Source organism: Bradyrhizobium retamae (assembly GCF_001440415.1).
Classification (GTDB): Bacteria; Pseudomonadota; Alphaproteobacteria; order Rhizobiales; family Xanthobacteraceae; genus Bradyrhizobium; species Bradyrhizobium retamae.
In genome coordinates this window covers 19,596-39,399 of record NZ_LLYA01000161.1, presented here as the reverse complement: position 1 = coordinate 39,399, position 19,804 = coordinate 19,596, and the positions used below count along the sequence as shown (strand labels likewise).

Below are 19,804 nucleotides of genomic sequence, written 5' to 3'. Positions count from 1 at the left end.
CCCTGGGCCATGCCGACAAATGCGACTTGCACAAAGAAGATGCAACTTCATCAGGCAAAACTACCCGCAAGCCGCCGGAACTTAAACCAATCGTTAGCCATGATCCCCGACAAAGGAGTCGAATACGCACGCATTTGAGTCCCGCCGATCCGCAGAAGATCGACATCCGCACAAAGACTGAGGAATTCCCGCCAATGTCCGTCGCGCTTCGCTCCCAAACCGCAACGACCGCAAAGCAGCCGGCCAAATCAGCGGGCGCCGAGGACGAATCCGACGTTTCCGCGCTGATCGCGAGATTGACCGCCGAGGTCAACCAGGTCGCCTGCGAGAAGACCAAGTCGATCCAGAAGATCACCAACCAGATGAAGATGCTGGCGCTGAACGCGCTGATCGAGAGTTCGCGCGCCGGCGCGCAAGGTGCGGGCTTTGCGGTGGTGGCGCAGGAAGTCCGCAACGTCGGCCAGCAGGTCGAGACGATTGCCCGCGAGCTCGAAAGCCAGCTCACCAACCGCACCGGCAATCTGATGAATTCGATCGCGCAGATGGCCGACCGCTCGCGCGGCGAGCGCATGGTCGATCTGTCGCTCAACGCCATCGAGCTGATCGACCGCAACCTCTATGAGCGCACCTGCGACGTGCGCTGGTGGGCAACCGATTCCGCCGTGGTCGATTGCGCGGCCGCGCCGCAGGCTGCTGCCGTCAGCCATGTGTCGGAACGGATGTCCGTCATCCTCGGCGCCTATACCGTCTATCTCGATCTCTGGCTGTGCGATCTCGACGGCAATGTGCTGGCCAACGGCCGCGCGGATCGGTTCAACGTAATCGGCCAGAACGTGGCGCAGACCAAGTGGTTCCGCTCTGCGCGCGCCTTGCGCTCCGGCGACGATTACGCCGTCGGCGACGTCGAATGCCAGCCTTTGCTCGGCAACGCTCAGGTCGTGACCTACTGCGCCAGCGTCCGCGAAGGCGGCAAGGCGCACGGCAGACCGACCGGCGTGCTGGCGATTCATTTCGACTGGGAACCCCAAGCCCGTGCCATCGTCCAGGGCGTACGCGTCGGCGCGGCCGACAAGGCGCGCGTGCTGCTGGTCGATTCGAATTTCCGGGTGATCGCGGCGTCCGACGGCCAGGGCCTGCTCACCGAACGCGTCTCGCTGTCACTGGAGGGACGCCGCTCCGGCTTCTACCAGGACCGCTTCGGAACGATGGTCGCGTTCCACGCCGCGCCCGGCTACGAGACCTATAGGGGCCTCGGCTGGTTCGGCGCGATCCAAGCCAGTGCGGGGTAGCCTCTAACACCCCAGCCGGTCGGCAATGCCGCCAAAATCCTTGGCGACGATGTCCCAGTCGCCCGTCGCCTCGTAATCATACTTCTGCAGCGGGCCGTATTCGGTGGGCCGGGCGACGAACGCGGTCTTGAGGCCGTTCTGCTGCGCGGCTTTCAGATCGCCATTGTGGGCGGCGACCATCATGACCTGCTCCGGCGGCAGGCAGAGCAGTTTGGCGGCGCCGAGATAGGTTTCGGGATCGGGCTTGTAGTGCTCGAACAATTCCGCTGACATGATGAGGTCCCACGGCAGCCCTGCAAACTTCGCCATGTTGGTCAGCAGCGCGACATTGCCGTTGGAGAGCGGCGAGATGATGTACTTCCTCTTCAGCCGCGTCAGGCCCGGCACGCTGTCGGGCCACGGATGCAGCCGATGCCAGCCCAGCGTCAGGTAATGCAGGTCGGCTTCGCTCAAGCCTTGTATCGAAAACTGCGCCACCAGTTTTTCCAGCGACCGCCGGTGCAGCGCATCCAGGATCTGGTAGCCGCGTTCGGGATGTTTGCGCACCTCGTCCATCGAGGCCATGTAGACGGCGCGCCAGCCGTCGACCAAGGCGGTCCAGTCCGCCTCGATGCCTGAGGTTTTCGACCACTGCGTGAAATCGTTGATGAGGCTGGTGCGCCAGTCGACTACCGTGCCGAACACGTCGAACACCAGCGCCTTCACTGCTGATACGTCGGACATGCGAGCCCCTCCCCGTTTTCTTTTTTGAGAGACGTTGTTCCGGGATGGTGCGTAGCACCAGACCTCAGATGCGCAATTGCGCATCATGGTTCATGCTTCGCACGCCCCGGAATGACGGCTCGCTAGTCCAGATGAAACTTGTCCAACTGCCGATGCTCCGCCTTGATGTAGCGCACCGTGCCCGTCACCGAGCGCATCACCACCGTTTCGGTCTCGATGACGTCTTTGCGGAACTTGACGCCCGAGAGCAGCGAACCCGTGGTGACGCCGGTGGCCGCGAACAGGCAGTCGCCCCGCACCATATCCTCGATGCCGTAGATCATTTTCGGATCGGTCACGCCCATCTTGTGCGCGCGCTCACGCTTCTCCTCGCTGTCGAGGATCAGCCGGCACTGCATCTGGCCGCCGATGCAGCGCAGCGCCGCCGCCGCCAGCACGCCCTCGGGCGCGCCGCCGGTGCCGATATACATGTCGACGCCGGTGTTATCGGGATCGGCGCAATGGATGACGCCGGCGACGTCGCCGTCGGTGATCAGCCGCACCGCAGCGCCGGTAGAGCGGACCCCTGCGATAATTTCGGCATGGCGCGGACGATCGAGCACCAGCACCGTGATCGCGGACGCCTCGACGCCCTTGGCCTTCGCAAGCCGCAGGACATTGTCGGCGGGCGAAGCGTCGAGCTCGATCACGCCCTTGGCGTAGCCTGGGCCGATGGCAATCTTCTCCATGTAAACGTCGGGCGCATGTAGCAGCGTGCCGCCATCGGCCATCGCCATGGTCGCGATCGCGCCCGGCATGTTCTTGGCGCACAGCGTGGTGCCTTCCAGCGGGTCGACGGCGATATCGACCTGCGGACCGGCATTCAGCCCGACCTTCTCGCCGATGAACAGCATCGGCGCCTCGTCGCGCTCGCCCTCGCCGATCACGATGGTGCCTTCGATCGGCAGCTTGTTGAGTTCGCGGCGCATCGCGTCCACTGCCGCCTGGTCCGCCGCCTTCTCCTGGCCGTGGCCGCGCAGCCGCGCGGCCGAAACGGCTGCACGTTCCGTAACCCGCACGATTTCAAGCGTGAGGATGCGCTCGAGCAGCAATTGCGGCGGAACGGAAATATGGGTCGACATAGCGAGCACTCCTTAAATCTTCACACCGGGCCCCCGGCCCGTCCGTTGGACGCGCAATCCATTGCAAATTGCGCGCTAGTTTTTCTCGATCCGTATCACCTGCGGCCGGCCGCTGATCACCTTATCGCGCTGCACGGCCTCCAGCGCACGGTACACCGCATCCTCGGAAGTGGCGTAGGTAATTAGAATGACCGGAACCGGCGCGCCTTTCTTCGTTGCGCCGTTCGCATCGACACCTTCGGGGTGGCGCTGCACGATCGATTCCAGCGAAATCTTCTGTTCGGCGAGGCGGGTGGCGATGGTGGCGGCGGTGCCGGCGAGGTCGCGTGCCATCAGGCGGATGTAGTAGCCGCCCTCATGCCGCTCCATCGGCGCCTTGGTGGTGTCGCGCAGCCGCTCCACCGGGCGTCCGAACGGTTTTGCGCGAATGCCGCGCGCCACGTCGGCGATGTCAGCGACGACGGCGGACGCCGTCGCGGCACCACCGGCGCCCGGCCCCACCAGGGTGATCGGGGGAATGCCCTCGCCGTCGACGGTCACCGCGTTGGTGACGCCCATCACCTGCGCGATCGCGGACGATTTCGGCACCATGGTCGGATGCACGCGCTGCTCGATGCCCTTGGCGGTGCGCACCGCGACCCCGAGCAGTTTTACCCGGTAGCCGAGCTCTTCGGCGGCGCGAAGATCCTCCGGCGCGATCGAGGAGATGCCTTCGACATAGACTGCGCTCTGCGCCACCTTGGTGCCGAAGGCAAGACTCGCCAGGATCGCGAGCTTCTGCGCGGTGTCATGGCCATCGACGTCGAAGGACGGATTGGCTTCGGCATAGCCCAGCCGCTGCGCGTCCTTCAGGCATTCGGCGAACGACAGGCCTTCCTGCTCCATCCGGGTCAGGATGTAATTGCAGGTGCCGTTGAGGATGCCATAGACGCGGTTGACGCCGGTGCCCGCAAGCCCTTCGCGCAACGTCTTGATGACGGGAATGGCGGCGCCGACCGCCGCCTCGTAGTTGAACGCGCCGCCGTGCTTCTCGGCCGCCTTCGCCAGCCGCACACCGTGCTTGGCGATCAGCGCCTTGTTGGCTGTTACCACCGACTTGCCGGATTTCAACGCGGCCTCGATCGCCGACAGCGCCGGCTCGCCGGAGCCGCCCATCAGTTCGACGAAGCAATCGACATTGGCGTCGCTTGCCAGATCAAGCGGGCTCTTGGCCCAGTTTATGCCGCGCAGATCGAGCGAACGCTTCTTTGCTTTCGAGCGCGCGGTGACGGCAACGACCCGGACCCCGCGCCCGCTGCGCTCGGCAAGCATCCGCGACTGCTCTTCGATGAGGCGGACGACTTCGGCGCCAACAGTGCCGAGCCCCGCGATACCCACTCTCAGGGGTGCGACCATGAATGAGAGAACCTGCAATAAAAGGAATTAGCGCCGATTGGCGAGAGGGACCACGTTGTGCAACGTTTCAATGCCGCTTTCAAGGAAGCGGCGCACCCCGCGCGCGGCCTGGCGGATGCGCTGCTCGTTTTCCACCATGGCGATGCGGACATAGCCTTCACCATGCTCGCCGAAGGCGACGCCGGGCGAAACCACCACGCCTGACTTCTCCACCATCAGGGTCGCGAACTGCATGCTGCCGACGCCTTCAAATGCCTTGGGCAGCGGCGCCCAGGCGAACATCGATGCCTGCGGCGGCGGAATCTCCCAGCCCGCCCGGCCGAACGATTCGACCAGCGCGTCGCGGCGCCTGCGGTAGGTGTCGCGCATCTCTTTGATGCAATCGTCCGGCCCGTTCAGCGCGGCGGTGGCCGCGACTTGAATGGGCGTGAACGCGCCGTAGTCGAGGTAGGATTTCACCCGCGCCAGCGCCGCAATGATCCGCTCGTTGCCGACGGCAAAGCCCATGCGCCAGCCCGCCATCGAGAACGTCTTCGACATCGAGGTGAATTCAACGGTGACGTCGATTGCGCCGGGAACCTGCAGCACCGAGGGCGGCGGATTCCGGTCGTCGAAATAAACTTCAGCGTAGGCCAGATCCGACAGGATGAATATCTCGTGCTTCTTCGCGAACGCCACCAGATCCTTGTAGAAATCGAGCTCGGCGACATAGGCGGTCGGATTAGAGGGATAGCAGACGATCAGCGCGATCGGCTTCGGGATCGAATGAATGATCGCGCGCTCCACCGCCTCGAAAAACTGCGGCGTCGGTTCCGAGGGAACCGAGCGAATTACGCCGCCCGCCATCAGAAAGCCGAAGGCGTGAATCGGGTAGCTCGGATTGGGGCAGAGCACGACGTCGCCGGGCGCGGTGATCGCCTGCGCCACATTGGCAAAGCCTTCCTTCGAACCCAGCGTCGCAACGACCTGGGCATCCGGATTGAGTTTTACGCCGAACCGCCGTCCGTAATAGGCGGCTTGCGCCTTGCGCAGGCCATTGATGCCGCGCGAGGCCGAGTAGCGATCGGTCCGCGGCTTGCCGAGCGTGTCCTTCAGCTTCTCGAGCACATGGGGTGGCGTCGGCAGGTCCGGATTGCCCATGCCCATGTCGATGATGTCGGCCCCGGCATTGCGCGCGGCCGCCTTGGCCTGGTTGACCTTCTCGAACACGTAAGGCGGCAGACGGCGAATGCGATAAAAATCTTCCATGGGACCCTTGCTCCGACAACCGGCAGGACAGAATCGGACGGAACCTGCGCGTGCTACGAAACCCGATCGGCTTCGTCCAAAAATCGCGTCCAATCAAGGATTTGGAGCGAATTCAGGCGCGAGGTCTCTAAGACCTGGACCCGCAATGCGGTTGAATTGGGTTCTTTTACCATGGGAGCCCGGCAGCGCCAGTTTTTATAGCGTTTTCAAGCGAAGTGGTGACCGGTTCGCGTGAAGAAACCGCGTCCAGACTAAAGCTATCTCACTTCTTGGCCGGTTTTGGCGGGGTAGCGGCGGCCGCCTGACGGTCGCGAGCAGCGGTCAATTCTGCCTGGATTTTAGCCAACTCGGCCGGCTCCATCGCCTCCTCGTTGCGGTCCGGCGGCAGGTCGTGAACCGGTAGATAGCCACCAGCTTCCTTCGGACGCTCTGGCGCGTCAGCCGGCAGGCCGAGGCCCGGCATATCAGCGATCTGGGTCGAGCAGCCGCCAAGCGCAAGCGCCGCCGCAAGCAGCGTGGCAACCGACCACAGCCTTATCGTTCGATCCACCGCCATCCGTCCCGGAAATCCCCAACTACCTGATGCAGTGCACACGCATCGCGACGACATCTATGCGCTGGTACGAGCCTTGCAACGTCAAATCGTCCCGCGGCGTTGATTTCGCTAGAACCGTTCAAACCATTGTCGCCCGAAACGATTAAAGCCCAAAGAGCAAATTCGACAGGTGCGGCCTCAATGTGTCGGTCAGAGCACAGAAATTTTATCGCAGTGCAACAGGGTTAACCCAAACCCATTGCCACCAATCCACGCGGTGACGAACGCGAAATGAAACGATAGTGTCCTTGATATGAGTGACGTCAGCACCGAAACCCAGGCTCCGAAAACATTCAACGCCGAAGCCTTCGCCATGAACATCGCCAAGGCGATGGAGACGAGCGGCCAGGCACTCGCGGCCTATCTCATGCCGCGCGAGGACGGCGAACCAAAGGACAAGCCGCCGAGCGAACTCGGCGAGGTCATCAAGACCTTCACCAAGGTGGCGGAATACTGGCTGACTGACAAGGAGCGTGCCGAAGCTCTGCAGACCAGGATGGGCAAAGCCTATCTCGATCTCTGGGGCTCTGCGATGCGCCGCATGGCCGGCGAACAGGCCAAGCCTGCGATCGAGCCGTCGCCGCGCGATAAGCGCTTCAAGGATCCGGAGTGGAAATCGAATCTGTTCTTCGATTTCGTGCTGCAGCTCTATCTGCTCACCGCGCAATGGGCGCAAGAGCTGGTGAAGAACGCCGAAGGCGTCGATCCGCACACGCGCAAGAAGGCCGAGTTCTACGTTCAGCAGATCGCCAACGCGATCGCGCCGTCGAATTTCGTGCTTACCAATCCGGAAGTGCTGCGCGAGACGCTGGCCTCTAACGGCGACAACCTCGTTCGCGGCATGAAGATGCTGGCCGAGGACATCGAGGCCGGGCGCGGCATGCTCCGCATCCGTCAGTCCGATCCGTCGAATCTCGAAGTCGGCGTCAACATGGCGACGACGCCGGGCAAGGTGATCTACCAGAACGAGCTGATGCAGCTCATCCAGTACACGCCGACCACGGAGACGGTGTTGCGCACGCCGCTCCTGATCGTGCCGCCCTGGATCAACAAGTTCTACATACTCGATCTCAAGCCGGAAAAATCCTACGTCAAATGGTGCGTCGATCAGGGCATCACCGTGTTCGTGATCTCCTGGGTCAATCCGGACAAGGAGCTCGGCAAGAAAACCTTCGACGACTACATGAAGGAAGGCCCGCTCGCCGCGATGGACGTCATCGAAAAGGTGACGGGCGAGATGAAGGTCCACACCGCCGGTTACTGCGTCGGGGGCACCCTGCTGGCGTCGACGCTGGCCTGGCTCGCCGAGAAGCGGCGCCAGCGCGTCACCTCCGCGACGTTGTTTGCGGCGCAGGTCGACTTCACCCATGCCGGCGATCTGCTCGTGTTCGTCGACGAAGACCAGATCGCGACGCTGGAGCGCGAGATGGAAGCACGGGGCGTTCTCGAAGGCAGCAAGATGGCGATGGCCTTCAACATGCTGCGCTCCAACGACCTGATCTGGTCCTATGTCGTCAGCAACTATCTGAAGGGACAGCCGCCCTCCTCCTTCGACTTGCTGCACTGGAACTCCGACGCCACGCGGATGCCGGCGGCCAACCATTCCTATTACCTGCGCAACTGCTACCTGGAGAACCGGCTCTCCTCCGGCAGCATGGTGCTCGATAACACCTTGCTCGACCTGTCGAAGGTCAAGGTGCCCGTCTACAATCTGGCGACGCGCGAGGACCACATCGCGCCGGCGGACTCGGTGCTCTACGGTTCACAGTTCTTCGGTGGCCCGGTCAAATATGTGCTGTCCGGCTCGGGCCACATCGCAGGCGTGGTCAACCCGCCGGCCGCGGGCAAGTACCAGTACTGGACCAACGACAACATCAAGGATGTCACGCTCGCCGACTGGATGAAGAACGCCACCGAGCACAAGGGATCGTGGTGGCCCGACTGGCTGCAATGGCTGGAGGGCCTCGACGCCGAACGCGCGCCCGCACGCGCCGTCGGTTCCGAGGAGATGCCGCCGATCGAGGACGCGCCCGGCAGCTACGTCAAGGTGCGCGCGTAGCACGGAAGCGCGTTGTTGAGTATATTTGGCCATCCCGTGCCGGGAATCGAAATAGTTTGAGGGGAACCAATGACGCAACCAATAACGCGCGAGTTGTTCTGGCTGACTCTGACCGTGATTTTGACCGGGCTGATGTGGATCCCCTACATCATCAATCGCTGTCAGGTGCGCGGCCTCTCCGGCGCCATGGCCAACCCCTCGCGCAACGACAAGCCGCACTCGGATTGGGCCAATCGGATGATGTTCGCACATGACAACGCGGTCGAGAACCTCGTGATCTTCGCGCCGCTGGTCCTGATCCTCAACGTAATCGACTATTCCGACCGATGGACCGTACTCGCCTGCGCCGTGTATTTCTGGTCGCGCGTCGCGCATCTGATATTCTACACGCTGGGCCTGCCGGTGTTCCGAACGGTAGCCTTCACCGTCGGCTTCCTGGCGCAAGCCGTCCTGGCGCTGGCGATCTTCAGGGTGGTTTGAAAGCCCTCGCCCGCAACGAAAAGCAAACCCCGGAGCTCGGCTCCGGGGTTTTGTCGTTAGCGGCCTCTGAAGCAGCGCTCAGTATTTCGCAACAACAGGCGAATTGAAGTGATAGTTGATGCCGGTGCGGAAGACATGCTCGGTAACCGAACGGGTTGTCGTCGCCGGAACCGCGCCAAAGATGAAAGAGTCCGACGTCGAGCCGAGGTCGACGTAGAGATATTCGGTCTTCGTCGTCCAGTTCGGGCCCAGCAATCCTAGGAGTGTAAAGGGCGTCTCGATGCCCGCACCCGCGGTCCAGCCGGCATTGGTGTGCGAGAACGATTGCGTCACCGGGCCAACGAAGGAGTTCGTGTCGATCTTGGTCTTGATGCTGCCATAAGCGAGACCGCCGGTCGCATAAAACAAGGTCGAGCCGACCGAGTAACCCAGCCGTCCGCGAACCGTGCCGAACCATGGCAGGGTGGCATCGTAAGCCGCGCTCACTCCTGCTAATCCGCAGCCCAATACGCAAGTCTTGTCGTCTTGCAAGGTCGAACCCTGGATATCCGCCTCCAAGCCGAACACCCAGTTAGCGGCCTGCCAGTTGTAGCCCGCCTGCACGCCGCCAATGAAACCGTCGGGGGCCAGGTTGAAGGTGTCCACAAACGGGCCCGGCACGCTCAGCGAGCTTCGGTCACGGCCGTATCCGGACCCGAAATTGCCGCCGAGATAAAAACCGCTCCAATTGGCCGCAGCCACCGGCTGATAATTCGAGTTGCCGCCGATCCGGTAGTTCAGGCCGGCGCGGAAGATGTTTTGGCGAATCTCGGTATTCACGTTGCCTGGGAAGAACAAGGGCGCGGCGAAGTCGGTCCGGTTGCCGAGATTCAGGTAGAGATGTTCGATCTTTCCGGTCCAATTGCCGCCGAGCGCAGCCTCCAGACCACTGCCCACCACCCATCCACCCTGGGTGCGATCGGTTGAAAACGTCGCCGGAACCGGACCCGGCCCCGATTGAGTTATCGTGGTGTTGACGTTGCCATAGGCAAAGCCGGCCGTGACGTAGCTCAGTACCGGTCCCTTGGCCAGGCCGATACGCCCGCGAACGGTTCCAAACCAGTCGAGCTCCTGGCTGTAGTTCGTAAGCAAGCCGCCGGCGAAAGTCAGATTGGTGCGGTCGTCGCTGAGGCCGGCTCCCTGGAGATCCGCTTCAAAACCAAAAACGATCGGCCCGAGGACGGAATTCGTCTGCCAGTTGTATCCGATCTGCCCGCCACCGAGCCCGCCTTGAGGCTGCAGGTAAAGCGAATAGTTTTGCCCCGGAAGCGGCTGATGTTGCATCCGATCGCGTCCGAGCCCCCCTCCGGCGTTGACGCCGACATAGAAGCCGGTCCAGTCGTAGACGGCTGCGAGTGCTGGGGCTTTGGCGTAGGGACGGGCGGCGAGGTCTGCGGCGAGCGTCGGAGCGGCCCCCAGGCCAACGAGAGCGGTTGCCAACAGGTACTTCTTCATTTTCATTTACGGCATTCCCAGTCCGGCATTACCAGAACATCCGACACACGCGCTGTCAGCAGTCGGAGGGCACCTTTACTGGATTCTCATAACAACTCTGTAGCCCGGCAGCCACATATCCGGGGAATTCCCCCCGCGCGACGGGCGGCAACTTCGATGTCTGCAAGATGGCAATCAGCCGGCTTTTTTGGCCACCACGAACAGCATCGACGCCATCTTGTCGTCGAATCCTAAGACCTCGCCGGTCTCGATCGACAGCGAATCCCATCCGCCCGCGTCCGCGTAGGTGGCGCGCAGCCAGTCCGGCGACGGATAATTCTAATAGCGATTGAGCGTATCGCGGCCGTCGCCATCGCCTTCCTTGTAACTTGCGAAGAAATAGCCTGTGGGCTTCAGCGCGCGCCAGATCAGTCTGACAACATCGGCAAGCTGGTTACGGGGAACGTGAAGCAAGCAGGCATTGGCCCAGACGCCATCGTACGCCTCGACTGCGTCGAGATCATGAAACAGCAGCGTCTCGACGCTGCGGTTGAGATGCTTTGAGGCGATGGCCGCCATTTCTGGCGACCCGTCGGTCGGACGGACATCGAACCCACGCGCCAGCATTTCCGCGGTGTCGCCGCCGGCGCCGCAGCCGAGCTCGAGGATGGAAGCGCCCGGCGGCAGCAGCGCCAGAAAGGCCGTCAGACGCGCCTGCCGCGAGGTGAACGTGCGCCTAGCATAGGCTTCCGCGTTGCCGCGGTAGAATTGCAGCGTCACCTCGTCCACCGCACCTCGTGTCACGGGAACAGCGCGATCTGCTGCAGGCCCGCCGTCTCGGGCAATCCGAACATCAGGTTCATGTTCTGGATCGCCTGCCCAGCCGAGCCCTTCACCAGGTTGTCGAGCGTGGAAATCACGATCGCCCGGTTTTTGATGCGGTCGGCGACGACGCCGATCTGCACATAGTTGGAGCCGCGCACGTTCTGGGTCTGCGGCAGCACGCTCTTCTTGGCGACATGCACAAACGGCTCGTTGGCGTAGGCCTTCTCCAGCGCGGCCCGCAGATCGTCCGGCGTCGCGCCGCCGTTGAGCCTGACATAGGACGTGCAGAGTTCGCCACGCGCCATCGGGATCAGATGCGGCGTGAAGTTGACCGTCACCGCTGTACCAGCGGCAACGCCGATCTCCTGCTCGATCTCGGGCGCGTGCCGGTGGGTGCCGACCGAATAGGGCGACAACCCCTCGCCCGCTTCGCTGAACAGCGTGTTCTGCTTCAGGCCGCGCCCGGCGCCGGTAACGCCCGACTTGGCGTCGATGACGATGTCGTCGACGTCGATCAGTTTTGCCTTGGCGAGCGGCACCAGCGCGAGCAGCGCCGCGGTCGGGTAACAGCCGGGACAGGCGACCAGCCGCGCGGCCGCGATCTTCTCGCGGTAGAATTCGGTGAGGCCGTAGACGGCCTCGCCCTGTAGTTCGAGCGCCCGGTGCTCATGGCCGTACCATTGCGCATAGGTGTCCTTGTTGCGCAGCCGGAAATCGGCGGACATGTCGAGCACCTTGATGTTGGGATTGGCCCTGAGGACGGCGGCGATGATCTCCTGCGTGGTGCCGTGCGGCAGCCCGCAGAATACCGCGTCGAGGCCGGTCCAGTCGACCTTCTCCCACTCGACCAGCTTCGGCAGATCGAGCATGAAGAAATGCGGGAACACGTCGCCCATCGACTTGCCGGCGTGGGTGTTGGCGGTGAGCGCGGTGATCTCGGCGTTCGGATGCCGCGCCAACAGGCGCACCGCGTCGGCTCCGGTGTAACCGGAGGCACCGAGAATGCCGATCTTCTTTTTCGAGCTCATCACGCGTTCCTTTCTTCAAGCGTCGTCGTTTGCATGTCTTGTACTGTAACCGCCGCGAACGCCAGCGGCCTTGCCGCGCGCATCAGGGCCGCGATTTCGCGCGCGTCGGCGTCGCCTTGCGAGGCGAGCGCCTGGGCCAGCGCGGTGTAGTCGGCGTCCGACTTGTGCTGGTTCAGCTTGAAGCTGCCCTCCACCTCTTCGACCGTCATCTCGAGTCCCACGATCGCCTTCTTCATCGCCGCCAGCCGCCCCGCCGTCATCTTTGACGACAGCCACGGCTTCTTCGGCAACAGCCGCTCCTCAAACTTCGCGCTCAGCGTATCGATCTGCTGGGCGAGTTCATCGTCCGACATCACCCGCACCGGGCCGGTCAGATGCACGGCCTGATAGAGCCAGGTCGGCACCTGATCCGGCGACACATACCAGTCCGGCGACACATAGGTATCGGTGCCATTGACGGCCAACAGCCACGGGGTCGCGCCACCGGCGAGCTTCACCAGCGGATTTTGCCGCGCGACGTGAAATGCCGCGCGCGGCGTGCCGTCATTGGCCGAGGTCAGATAGAACGGCAGCGACGAGGCGACCGGCTTGTTGCCATCCCACGCGCAGGCCAAACCAAAGCCGCGCGCTTCTGCAAACGCCAGGCTCGCGGCGCGGTCGGACTTGAACGGTGGTGGCGTATACATCTTAAACTCCTGCTTGACGTAGGAGCCGCCAGTTCAGACCGCGTTTTCTGGAAAAGGGAGAAGCCGCGGGACCGGATCCGGCGGCAGAGGCGACAATCTCAAACGCAGACGTCCGCCCATACCGCGACGATGGCGCGGCGGCGGCGAGCGATGGTGATGGTCGCGGCGATAGTCATGGGCGCGGCTATAAGGCCGCGCCCACCGGACGTCAAGTTATGACTGCCATTCCGGCAGGGTCTGGTGTCAGATCACCGGACTCCACGGCGCCGGGATCAGCCGGTAGCTATTGCCGTCCTTTTCGACAAAACCGTTGGCCGGGAACGGGTAATGGAAGCCCTGGACCCGCATCTTGTCGGCGACCAGCATGTCGTAGACCCGGCGGCGGGTCTTTTCCGCCAATGCCGGATCCTGGTCGAACATCAGGTGCCAGCCCGGATTGGCGACGAACAGCGCCGGCAGATTGGTGACATCAGATTGGATGAACACCTTGTCGGAGCCGGATGCGAGAACATAGGACGTGTGGCCCGGCGTGTGGCCGATGGTTTCCACCGCCGTCATTCCGGGCGCTACTTCCTTGCCCCACTCATAGGGCGTCACCTTCTTCTTGAGGCCTGCCTCGAGCACGCGGCGGGCGTTCTTGAACACGGTCTGCATCCGCCCTTCCGGCGCACGGCTCATCTCGCCGTCGTCCATGAAGTATTTCCATTCCGCCGCCGGCACCAACACCTCGGCATTGGGGAAAGTCGGCGCGTTCTCCGCGGTCAAAAGGCCGTTGATGTGGTCGCCGTGGAAGTGCGAGATCACGACGATGTCGACCGCCTTCGGGTCGAAGCCCGCGGCGACCATGTTGGCGCCGAACTGTCCGACATTGCCCTTGCTCGATGCAAAGGCCGCGGCGCCGTTGCCGGTATCGACCACCACGAGCTTGCCACCGGTATTGATGACCAGCGGCGCGAACTGGATCGACATCTTATCCTTCGGCATGAAGGCCTTTTCGAGCGCCGCGTTGACTTCGTCCTTCTTGGCGTTGAGCACGAACGTGTCGGGCAGCGCGAAATTGTTGACGCCGTCAGAAATGGCCGTCACCTGGGCATCGCCCACCTTGTAGCGATAGAAGCTCGGCGCCTGCTTGTCCGCCACAGGGGCGGCCGCCCTGGCGGGCGCCTGCGGCAACAGCGGCGCGGCGGCGAGCGCCGCGGCGCAAGTGAGTGCGTGACGACGTGTCAGTTCCATGGTGATGTTCTCCCCAGTGAGATGATGGACACGAGGGCGGGATTCACCCCGCTTCGATGCGTGCCCTTGGTTCGGTTGCCGCTGGACCTATCCGCACTTCTGCAATAGCGCGACGACACGACGGCAATGCGAAGAGGCTGTTGTCTACCGATGTTGGGGCTAACACCCCCGTCATCCACTTATTCCGTTCGATGCTACACCACCCGCCAAAGCCATTCGGCGATCTTCCCCATGACGTCGCCCACCAGCAGCAGAACGGCCGACCAGACCAGCGCCGAGACAAAATTGGCGATCTGAAAGGGCCAATATGACATCTCGAAAATGCCGGCGGCTAGCGGCACCGAGGCGCGCAGCGGCCCGAAGAATCGGCCGATGAAGATCGAGGGCACGCCCCATTTTTTCACGAATTCCTCGCCGCGCGGCAGGATCTCGGGATAGCACGACAAAGGCCACATCTCTGCGACATGCTCCTTGTAGCGGTAGCCGAACCAGTAGGAGACCCAGTCGCCGAGCGCCGCGCCGATGCCGCCGGCGAGCCAGACCGGCCAGAAACTGATGCCGCTGACGCCGATCAGCGCGCCGATCGCGACCAGCGCCCCCCAGGCCGGCACCAGCAACGAGACGAAGGCAAGCGACTCGCCGAATGCCAGCACCAGGACAATCGGTGCGGCCCACGCCTGGTTGTCGCGCACGAAATCAGCCAGGGCGCGCACATAGTCTTCCATGTCTTGAGTGCCTTCCCCGCCCGTTCACACCCTTGAACTTTCGTCTGATTCAAGGTTATGCGACAACTAAGCCAGCCCCTTGCGTGACTTCAAGTCACAAGGGCTGGCACGGGATGTGATAGCACCGTGTCGGCTTGCCGTAGCCGCGATCAATGCCCGCGAAAAACCCCGATCTGTCCAAGTGATAGCCGAGGGCGTTGCGGTTCTCTGTTCAGAGGCGCACGAGACTGGTATGGCCTTGCAGTCCGGTGCAACAGCAGGGAAGAAGCGCATCGCGCTAGCCCGCCGTCACCTTTTCAGCCCATCCGTGGCATAGTCACAGCGACCGATTCGCTCGCGCGAGATCGCGCGCAACACCTAAAGAGACATGTCCAAGTCATTGAAATCAGCTACAAAAGCCAAATCCGCCAACGATCTGTTCGCCGCGGAAGGGAAAGGCCGCGCAGCGCCCAAGGCCGCTTCGCGCGGCACCAGCGCCGAGGCAGGCTATACTGCGGCCGACATCGAGGTGCTGGAAGGCTTGGAACCGGTGCGCCGCCGCCCCGGCATGTACATCGGCGGCACGGACGAAAAGGCGCTGCACCACCTGTTCGCCGAAGTCATCGACAATGCCATGGACGAGGCGCTGGCAGGGCATGCCTCGTTCATCGAGGTGGAACTGAGCGCCGATGGCTTTCTGACCGTCACCGATAATGGCCGCGGCATCCCGGTCGATCCGCATCCGAAATTTCCGAAGAAGTCGGCGCTCGAAGTCATCATGTGCACGCTGCATTCCGGCGGCAAGTTCGACTCCAAGGTCTACGAGACATCGGGCGGCCTGCACGGCGTCGGCGTCTCCGTGGTCAACGCCCTCTCCTCGCGGCTCGAGGTCGAAGTCGCGCGCAGTCAAAAGCTCTACCGGATGAGTTTTGAACGCGGCCATCCCAAGGGCAAGCTCGAGGACCTCGGCAAGATCAACAACCGCCGCGGCACCCGCATCCGCTTCAAGCCGGACACCGACATCTTCGGCGTCAAGGCGGCCTTCAAGCCGCAGCGCCTGTTCAAGATGACGCGCTCGAAAGCCTATCTGTTCGGCGGCGTCGAGATCCGCTGGCGCTGCGATCCCACGCTGCTGAAGGGCATCGAGGACGTGCCGGCCGAGGACAGTTTCCACTTCCCGGGCGGCCTGAAGGACTATCTCGCCGCCGCCATTCACGCCGATACGCTGGTGCATCCGGATATCTTCTCTGGCAAGTCGGGGCGCAACGGCGCCCATGGCGCCTGCGAATGGGCGGTCGCGTGGACCGCGGATGCCGACGGCTTCCTCTCCTCTTACTGCAACACCGTGCCGACGCCCGACGGCGGCACCCATGAATCCGGCATGCGCAGCGCGATGCTGCGCGGCTTGAAAGACCACGCCGAGCGCATCGGCCAGGGCAAGCGCGCCGCGCCCGTCACGTCGGAAGACGTCATGGTGGGAGCTGCGGTGATGCTGTCCGTGTTCGTGCGCGAGCCGGAATTCCAGGGCCAGACCAAGGATCGTCTCGCCACCGCAGAGGCCCAGAAGATCGTCGAACAGGCGATCAAGGATCCGTTCGATCACTGGCTGTCGGGCAATCCGCTGCAGGCCAACAAGCTCCTGGATTTCGTCATCGAGCGCGCCGACGAGCGGTTGCGCCGACGCGCCGAAAAGGAAATCTCGCGGAAGACCGCGGTGAAGAAGCTGCGCCTGCCGGGCAAGCTCACCGACTGCACCAATACGGCCGCGGAAGGCTCCGAGCTGTTCATCGTCGAGGGCGACTCGGCTGGCGGCACTGCCAAGCACGCCCGCGACCGCAAGACCCAGGCCGTTCTGCCTCTACGCGGAAAAATCCTCAACGTTGCATCCGCCGGCAAGGACAAGCTCACCGCCAACGCCCAGCTCTCCGACCTGATGCAGGCGATCGGCTGCGGTACGCTTGCGCATTATCGCGAAGAGGATTTGCGCTATTCCCGCATCATCATCATGACCGACGCCGATGTCGACGGCGCGCATATCGCCTCGTTGTTGATTACGTTCTTCTACCGGCTCACGCCGCGGTTGATCGACGAGGGCCACCTCTATCTGGCGGTGCCGCCGCTGTACAAGCTGACCCACGGCAGCAAAACGATCTACGCCCGCGACGACGCCCACAAGGAAGCGCTGCTGAAGAGCGAGTTCAACGCCAATGCCAAGGTGGATGTCAGCCGGTTCAAGGGGCTTGGCGAGATGATGTCGGCCCAGCTCAAGGAAACCACCATGGACCCAGCCAAGCGCACCTTGCTGCGGGTGGTGTTGCTGGCCGACGACCGCGAAGGCACGGCCGATTCTGTCGAGCGGCTGATGGGAACCAAGGCGGAGGCCAGATTCGCCTTCATCTCGGACAAGGCGGAGTTCGCCAGCGACGAGCTGCTGGACGTCTGATTCATTCGGAACCGGGCGATTTTCGAGCAATTTCCGGCCATTCTGGCCGGTAATTGGCGAAATCTGCCCGTCTTTCGAGCTTTTGCCAGCGTTCCTTTTCGGCCCAGTGTGCTTCCCCCGCAACAGCAATTTGGCCGGAACTGCGTATAGTCACGCTACTGGATTTTGGGAATCGGCGCTCGCGCACCTCGTCAAGCGAACGAGAAGTTAAGGAACTGGACATGAAAAAAGTACTGCTCGCTCTGACCGCGGTTGCGGCATTCACCGGATCGGCCTCGGCGGCTGATCTCGGGGCCCGCCCCTACACCAAGGCGCCGGCTCCCGTCGCCGCAGTGTATAACTGGACCGGCTTCTACATCTTCGGCGGTGGCGGCGGCGGGCTCTGGAGCGCTGATAGCAACGTGGTCGACTTTCCCAGTGGCGTTGCGATCACCCGCGACCAGCGGAATGGCGGCAGCGGCTGGTTCGGAACGGTCGGCGCCGGCTATGATATGCAGTTCGCCGGTCGATGGGTGGCCGGTATTTTCGGTGACGCGCAGTTCGGAGATATCCGCGGCTCCCTCAGCGATCCTTTCTTTGCCACCGAAGGCCGCATGAAGCTCGAGACGAGCTATGCCGCTGGTGTGCGACTGGGCTATCTGGTTGCTCCGAATGTGTTGTCTTACGTTAATGCTGGCTACTCTGGTTCAGAGTGGTCGGGTACTACCCAAACCACTATCGCCGCTGGCGGCGGCCCTGGTATCTACACCACGCCCTCCTTCGATCGGAATGGCTGGTTTATTGGCGGCGGCGTCGAGAACAACCTGGACCTTTTTGGCATCTCGGCTCCCGGCTGGTTCATGAAGACAGAGTATCGCTCTGCTTTCTATGATCGCGTCACCTTGCCCGGGACGGTTACGCCCGCCTTCGGCGGCGGTCCGACCGGCACGGCAGTGACCTTCAAGCCCTGGACACAGACCATCAGCACCTCGCTGGTCTACCGCTTCAACTGGGGCGGTGCTCCGGTCGCCGCCAGGTACTGATCTCTGCTAACTCGACAGCTCAAAAGCCCCGGCATCGTCCGGGGCTTTTTTGCGTCTGCGGGGTGCCGCGCCACACCGACCGGTCACGAATGAGGGCGGCGGCGATCGCCAGGGCAAGCGTGAGAATGACCGTCCGGCGCTCCATTCATGATGACCGTCGAGATGGCGACGCCGCGACTTCCAGCCTTGCGAAGGCCGCTGGCTTTGTATTCGATCGGAAGCTACGGCCCCCACCGGCAACGGTTTCCTGCCGGGCCGACTATAGATCCGCGGGGCGTCCAGTGGCCGAAACGGCAGCAGGAGGAAATCCATGGCCAGATCGCTTTCGATCATCGGCTTTCTGGCGCTTGCCATCGGCCTGTTGTGGATCGGTCAGGGCACGGGTGCCATTCGCTGGCCGCCATCGAGCTTCATGATCAATCAACTGCAATGGGCAGGATATGGCGCAGTGCTTGCCGCCATCGGCCTGATCCTGATCTGGCTAGGCAACCGCTAGGCTCGTAGATTCGTAGGATCGGTGGAGCGGAGCGATACCTATCAACTTGATACGCTGTGATTGATGATGGGTATCGCGGAGCCTGTCATCGGGCGCGCATTCGCGCGACCCGTTGGTTCCACCCATCCTAACGAAACTGGACAACAACAATGACCACAAAACTCTTCGACCTCACCGGCAAGGTAGCCATCGTCACCGGCGGCAATGGCGGCATCGGGCTCGGCATGGCCCGGGGCCTCGCAGAGGCCGGCGCGGCGATCGCAGTCGTAGGCCGTAACGAAGCCAAGTCGGCCGACGCGGTCGCGGAACTTACGCAAGGGGGCGCCAAGGCGATTGCGGTCGCGGCTGACGTCACCGACAAGGCAGCGGTCACCGCCATGGTCGAGCGCGTCGTCCGCGATCTCGGCCGCATCGATATCCTCGTCAACAATGCCGGCATCAACATCCGCAAGCCGCCGCATGCGCTCGATATCGCCGAATGGAACAGCGTGATCCAAACCAACCTCACCAGCGCCTTTCTGTGCTCGCAGGCGGTCTATCCGGCGATGAAAGCGGCCGGCGGCGGCAAGATCATCAATATCGGCTCGATGATGTCGATCTTCGGCGCCAGCTTCACGCCAGCCTATGCCGCGAGCAAGGGCGGCATCGTGCAGTTCACCCGTTCCTGCGCCTGCGCCTGGGCAGCCGACAACATCCAGGCCAACGCCGTGCTGCCGGGCTGGATCGACACTGATCTCACCAAGCGCGCCCGCCAGGAGATCGACGGCCTGCACGACCGGGTGCTGGGGCGCACGCCCGCGGCGCGCTGGGGCGGGATAGACGACTTTGCGGGCATCGCGGTATTTCTATCCTCGGCAGCGTCGGATTTCGTCACGGGCACGGCGATTCCAATTGATGGCGGGTATTCGATCATGGGGTAGACAAAGAGGGCTTGCCGGATCCGTCGCCTGCACGAAAAAAGCCCCGGCCAAGGCCGGGGCTTTT

At 62.9% G+C, this 19,804-nt stretch carries 17 protein-coding genes and 1 pseudogene; 7 read left to right on the top strand and 11 right to left on the bottom strand.

All coding sequences use genetic code 11. The features are described from left to right. The first annotated feature begins 194 nt into the window (after window positions 1-194). The gene (locus tag CQ13_RS22345; RefSeq protein ID WP_057845038.1) at window positions 195-1,289 is read left to right on the top strand and encodes a methyl-accepting chemotaxis protein; all 1,095 of its coding nucleotides are present in this window, start codon (window positions 195-197) and stop codon (window positions 1,287-1,289) included. Between the two features lie 3 nt (window positions 1,290-1,292). On the opposite strand, the gene CQ13_RS22340 is transcribed toward CQ13_RS22345, so the two are convergent. The 5 genes from CQ13_RS22340 to CQ13_RS22320 all read right to left on the bottom strand — a co-directional run bounded on the left by CQ13_RS22340 (window position 1,293) and on the right by CQ13_RS22320 (window position 6,332). After that, window positions 1,293-2,012 carry a haloacid dehalogenase type II gene (locus tag CQ13_RS22340; protein ID WP_057844997.1) on the bottom strand — a complete coding sequence of 240 codons (720 nt, stop codon included), beginning with the start codon at window positions 2,010-2,012 and terminating at the stop codon, window positions 1,293-1,295. A gap of 122 nt (window positions 2,013-2,134) precedes the next feature. Continuing rightward, complete coding sequence (gene glpX, locus CQ13_RS22335; RefSeq protein WP_057844996.1) at window positions 2,135-3,133, bottom strand: class II fructose-bisphosphatase; 999 nt, start codon at window positions 3,131-3,133, stop codon at window positions 2,135-2,137. Between the two features lie 75 nt (window positions 3,134-3,208). Then, a complete protein-coding gene (locus CQ13_RS22330) occupies window positions 3,209-4,528 on the bottom strand; it encodes a homoserine dehydrogenase (protein WP_057844995.1) in 1,320 nt (439 codons plus the stop codon). A 27-nt stretch (window positions 4,529-4,555) separates the two neighbouring features. Next, on the bottom strand, window positions 4,556-5,776 hold the full coding sequence (locus CQ13_RS22325) for an LL-diaminopimelate aminotransferase (protein WP_057844994.1): 1,221 nt from the start codon (window positions 5,774-5,776) through the stop codon (window positions 4,556-4,558). 262 nt (window positions 5,777-6,038) lie between these two features. Then, complete coding sequence (locus CQ13_RS22320) at window positions 6,039-6,332, bottom strand: hypothetical protein (protein ID WP_057844993.1); 294 nt, start codon at window positions 6,330-6,332, stop codon at window positions 6,039-6,041. A gap of 292 nt (window positions 6,333-6,624) precedes the next feature. Between CQ13_RS22320 and CQ13_RS22315 the strand changes: the two genes are divergently transcribed. Continuing rightward, window positions 6,625-8,430: a PHA/PHB synthase family protein gene (locus CQ13_RS22315; protein ID WP_057844992.1), complete on the top strand. Its 1,806-nt coding sequence runs from the start codon at window positions 6,625-6,627 to the stop codon at window positions 8,428-8,430. 81 nt (window positions 8,431-8,511) lie between these two features. After that, complete coding sequence (locus CQ13_RS22310) at window positions 8,512-8,910, top strand: MAPEG family protein (protein WP_057845037.1); 399 nt, start codon at window positions 8,512-8,514, stop codon at window positions 8,908-8,910. A 78-nt stretch (window positions 8,911-8,988) separates the two neighbouring features. On the opposite strand, the gene CQ13_RS22305 is transcribed toward CQ13_RS22310, so the two are convergent. The 6 genes and pseudogenes from CQ13_RS22305 to CQ13_RS22280 all read right to left on the bottom strand — a co-directional run bounded on the left by CQ13_RS22305 (window position 8,989) and on the right by CQ13_RS22280 (window position 14,880). Further along, on the bottom strand, window positions 8,989-10,404 hold the full coding sequence (locus tag CQ13_RS22305; RefSeq protein WP_057845036.1) for an outer membrane protein: 1,416 nt from the start codon (window positions 10,402-10,404) through the stop codon (window positions 8,989-8,991). A gap of 174 nt (window positions 10,405-10,578) precedes the next feature. Next, a pseudogene (locus CQ13_RS22300) lies at window positions 10,579-11,172 on the bottom strand (class I SAM-dependent methyltransferase). A gap of 11 nt (window positions 11,173-11,183) precedes the next feature. Beyond that, window positions 11,184-12,236 (bottom strand): N-acetyl-gamma-glutamyl-phosphate reductase, encoded by a 1,053-nt coding sequence (gene argC, locus CQ13_RS22295; protein WP_057844991.1) that lies wholly within the window; start codon window positions 12,234-12,236, stop codon window positions 11,184-11,186. Beyond that, a complete protein-coding gene (locus CQ13_RS22290; RefSeq protein ID WP_057844990.1) occupies window positions 12,236-12,922 on the bottom strand; it encodes an FMN-binding negative transcriptional regulator in 687 nt (228 codons plus the stop codon). Before CQ13_RS22290 ends, argC begins: the two co-directional genes overlap by 1 nt. 243 nt (window positions 12,923-13,165) lie before the next feature. Next, a complete protein-coding gene (locus CQ13_RS22285; RefSeq protein WP_057844989.1) occupies window positions 13,166-14,155 on the bottom strand; it encodes an MBL fold metallo-hydrolase in 990 nt (329 codons plus the stop codon). Between the two features lie 194 nt (window positions 14,156-14,349). Further along, on the bottom strand, window positions 14,350-14,880 hold the full coding sequence (locus CQ13_RS22280; protein ID WP_057844988.1) for a DedA family protein: 531 nt from the start codon (window positions 14,878-14,880) through the stop codon (window positions 14,350-14,352). 367 nt (window positions 14,881-15,247) lie between these two features. Between CQ13_RS22280 and parE the strand changes: the two genes are divergently transcribed. The 4 genes from parE to CQ13_RS22260 all read left to right on the top strand — a co-directional run bounded on the left by parE (window position 15,248) and on the right by CQ13_RS22260 (window position 19,740). After that, a complete protein-coding gene (gene parE / locus CQ13_RS22275; protein ID WP_057844987.1) occupies window positions 15,248-17,302 on the top strand; it encodes a DNA topoisomerase IV subunit B in 2,055 nt (684 codons plus the stop codon). Window positions 17,303-17,523: 221 nt separating this feature from the next. Next, a complete protein-coding gene (locus CQ13_RS22270; protein WP_057844986.1) occupies window positions 17,524-18,324 on the top strand; it encodes an outer membrane protein in 801 nt (266 codons plus the stop codon). A gap of 310 nt (window positions 18,325-18,634) precedes the next feature. After that, complete coding sequence (locus tag CQ13_RS22265) at window positions 18,635-18,820, top strand: hypothetical protein (RefSeq protein WP_057844985.1); 186 nt, start codon at window positions 18,635-18,637, stop codon at window positions 18,818-18,820. Window positions 18,821-18,969: 149 nt separating this feature from the next. Further along, entirely contained in the window at window positions 18,970-19,740 is a 771-nt protein-coding gene (locus tag CQ13_RS22260; protein WP_057844984.1) for an SDR family NAD(P)-dependent oxidoreductase, read from the top strand. Window positions 19,741-19,804 lie beyond the last annotated feature (64 nt).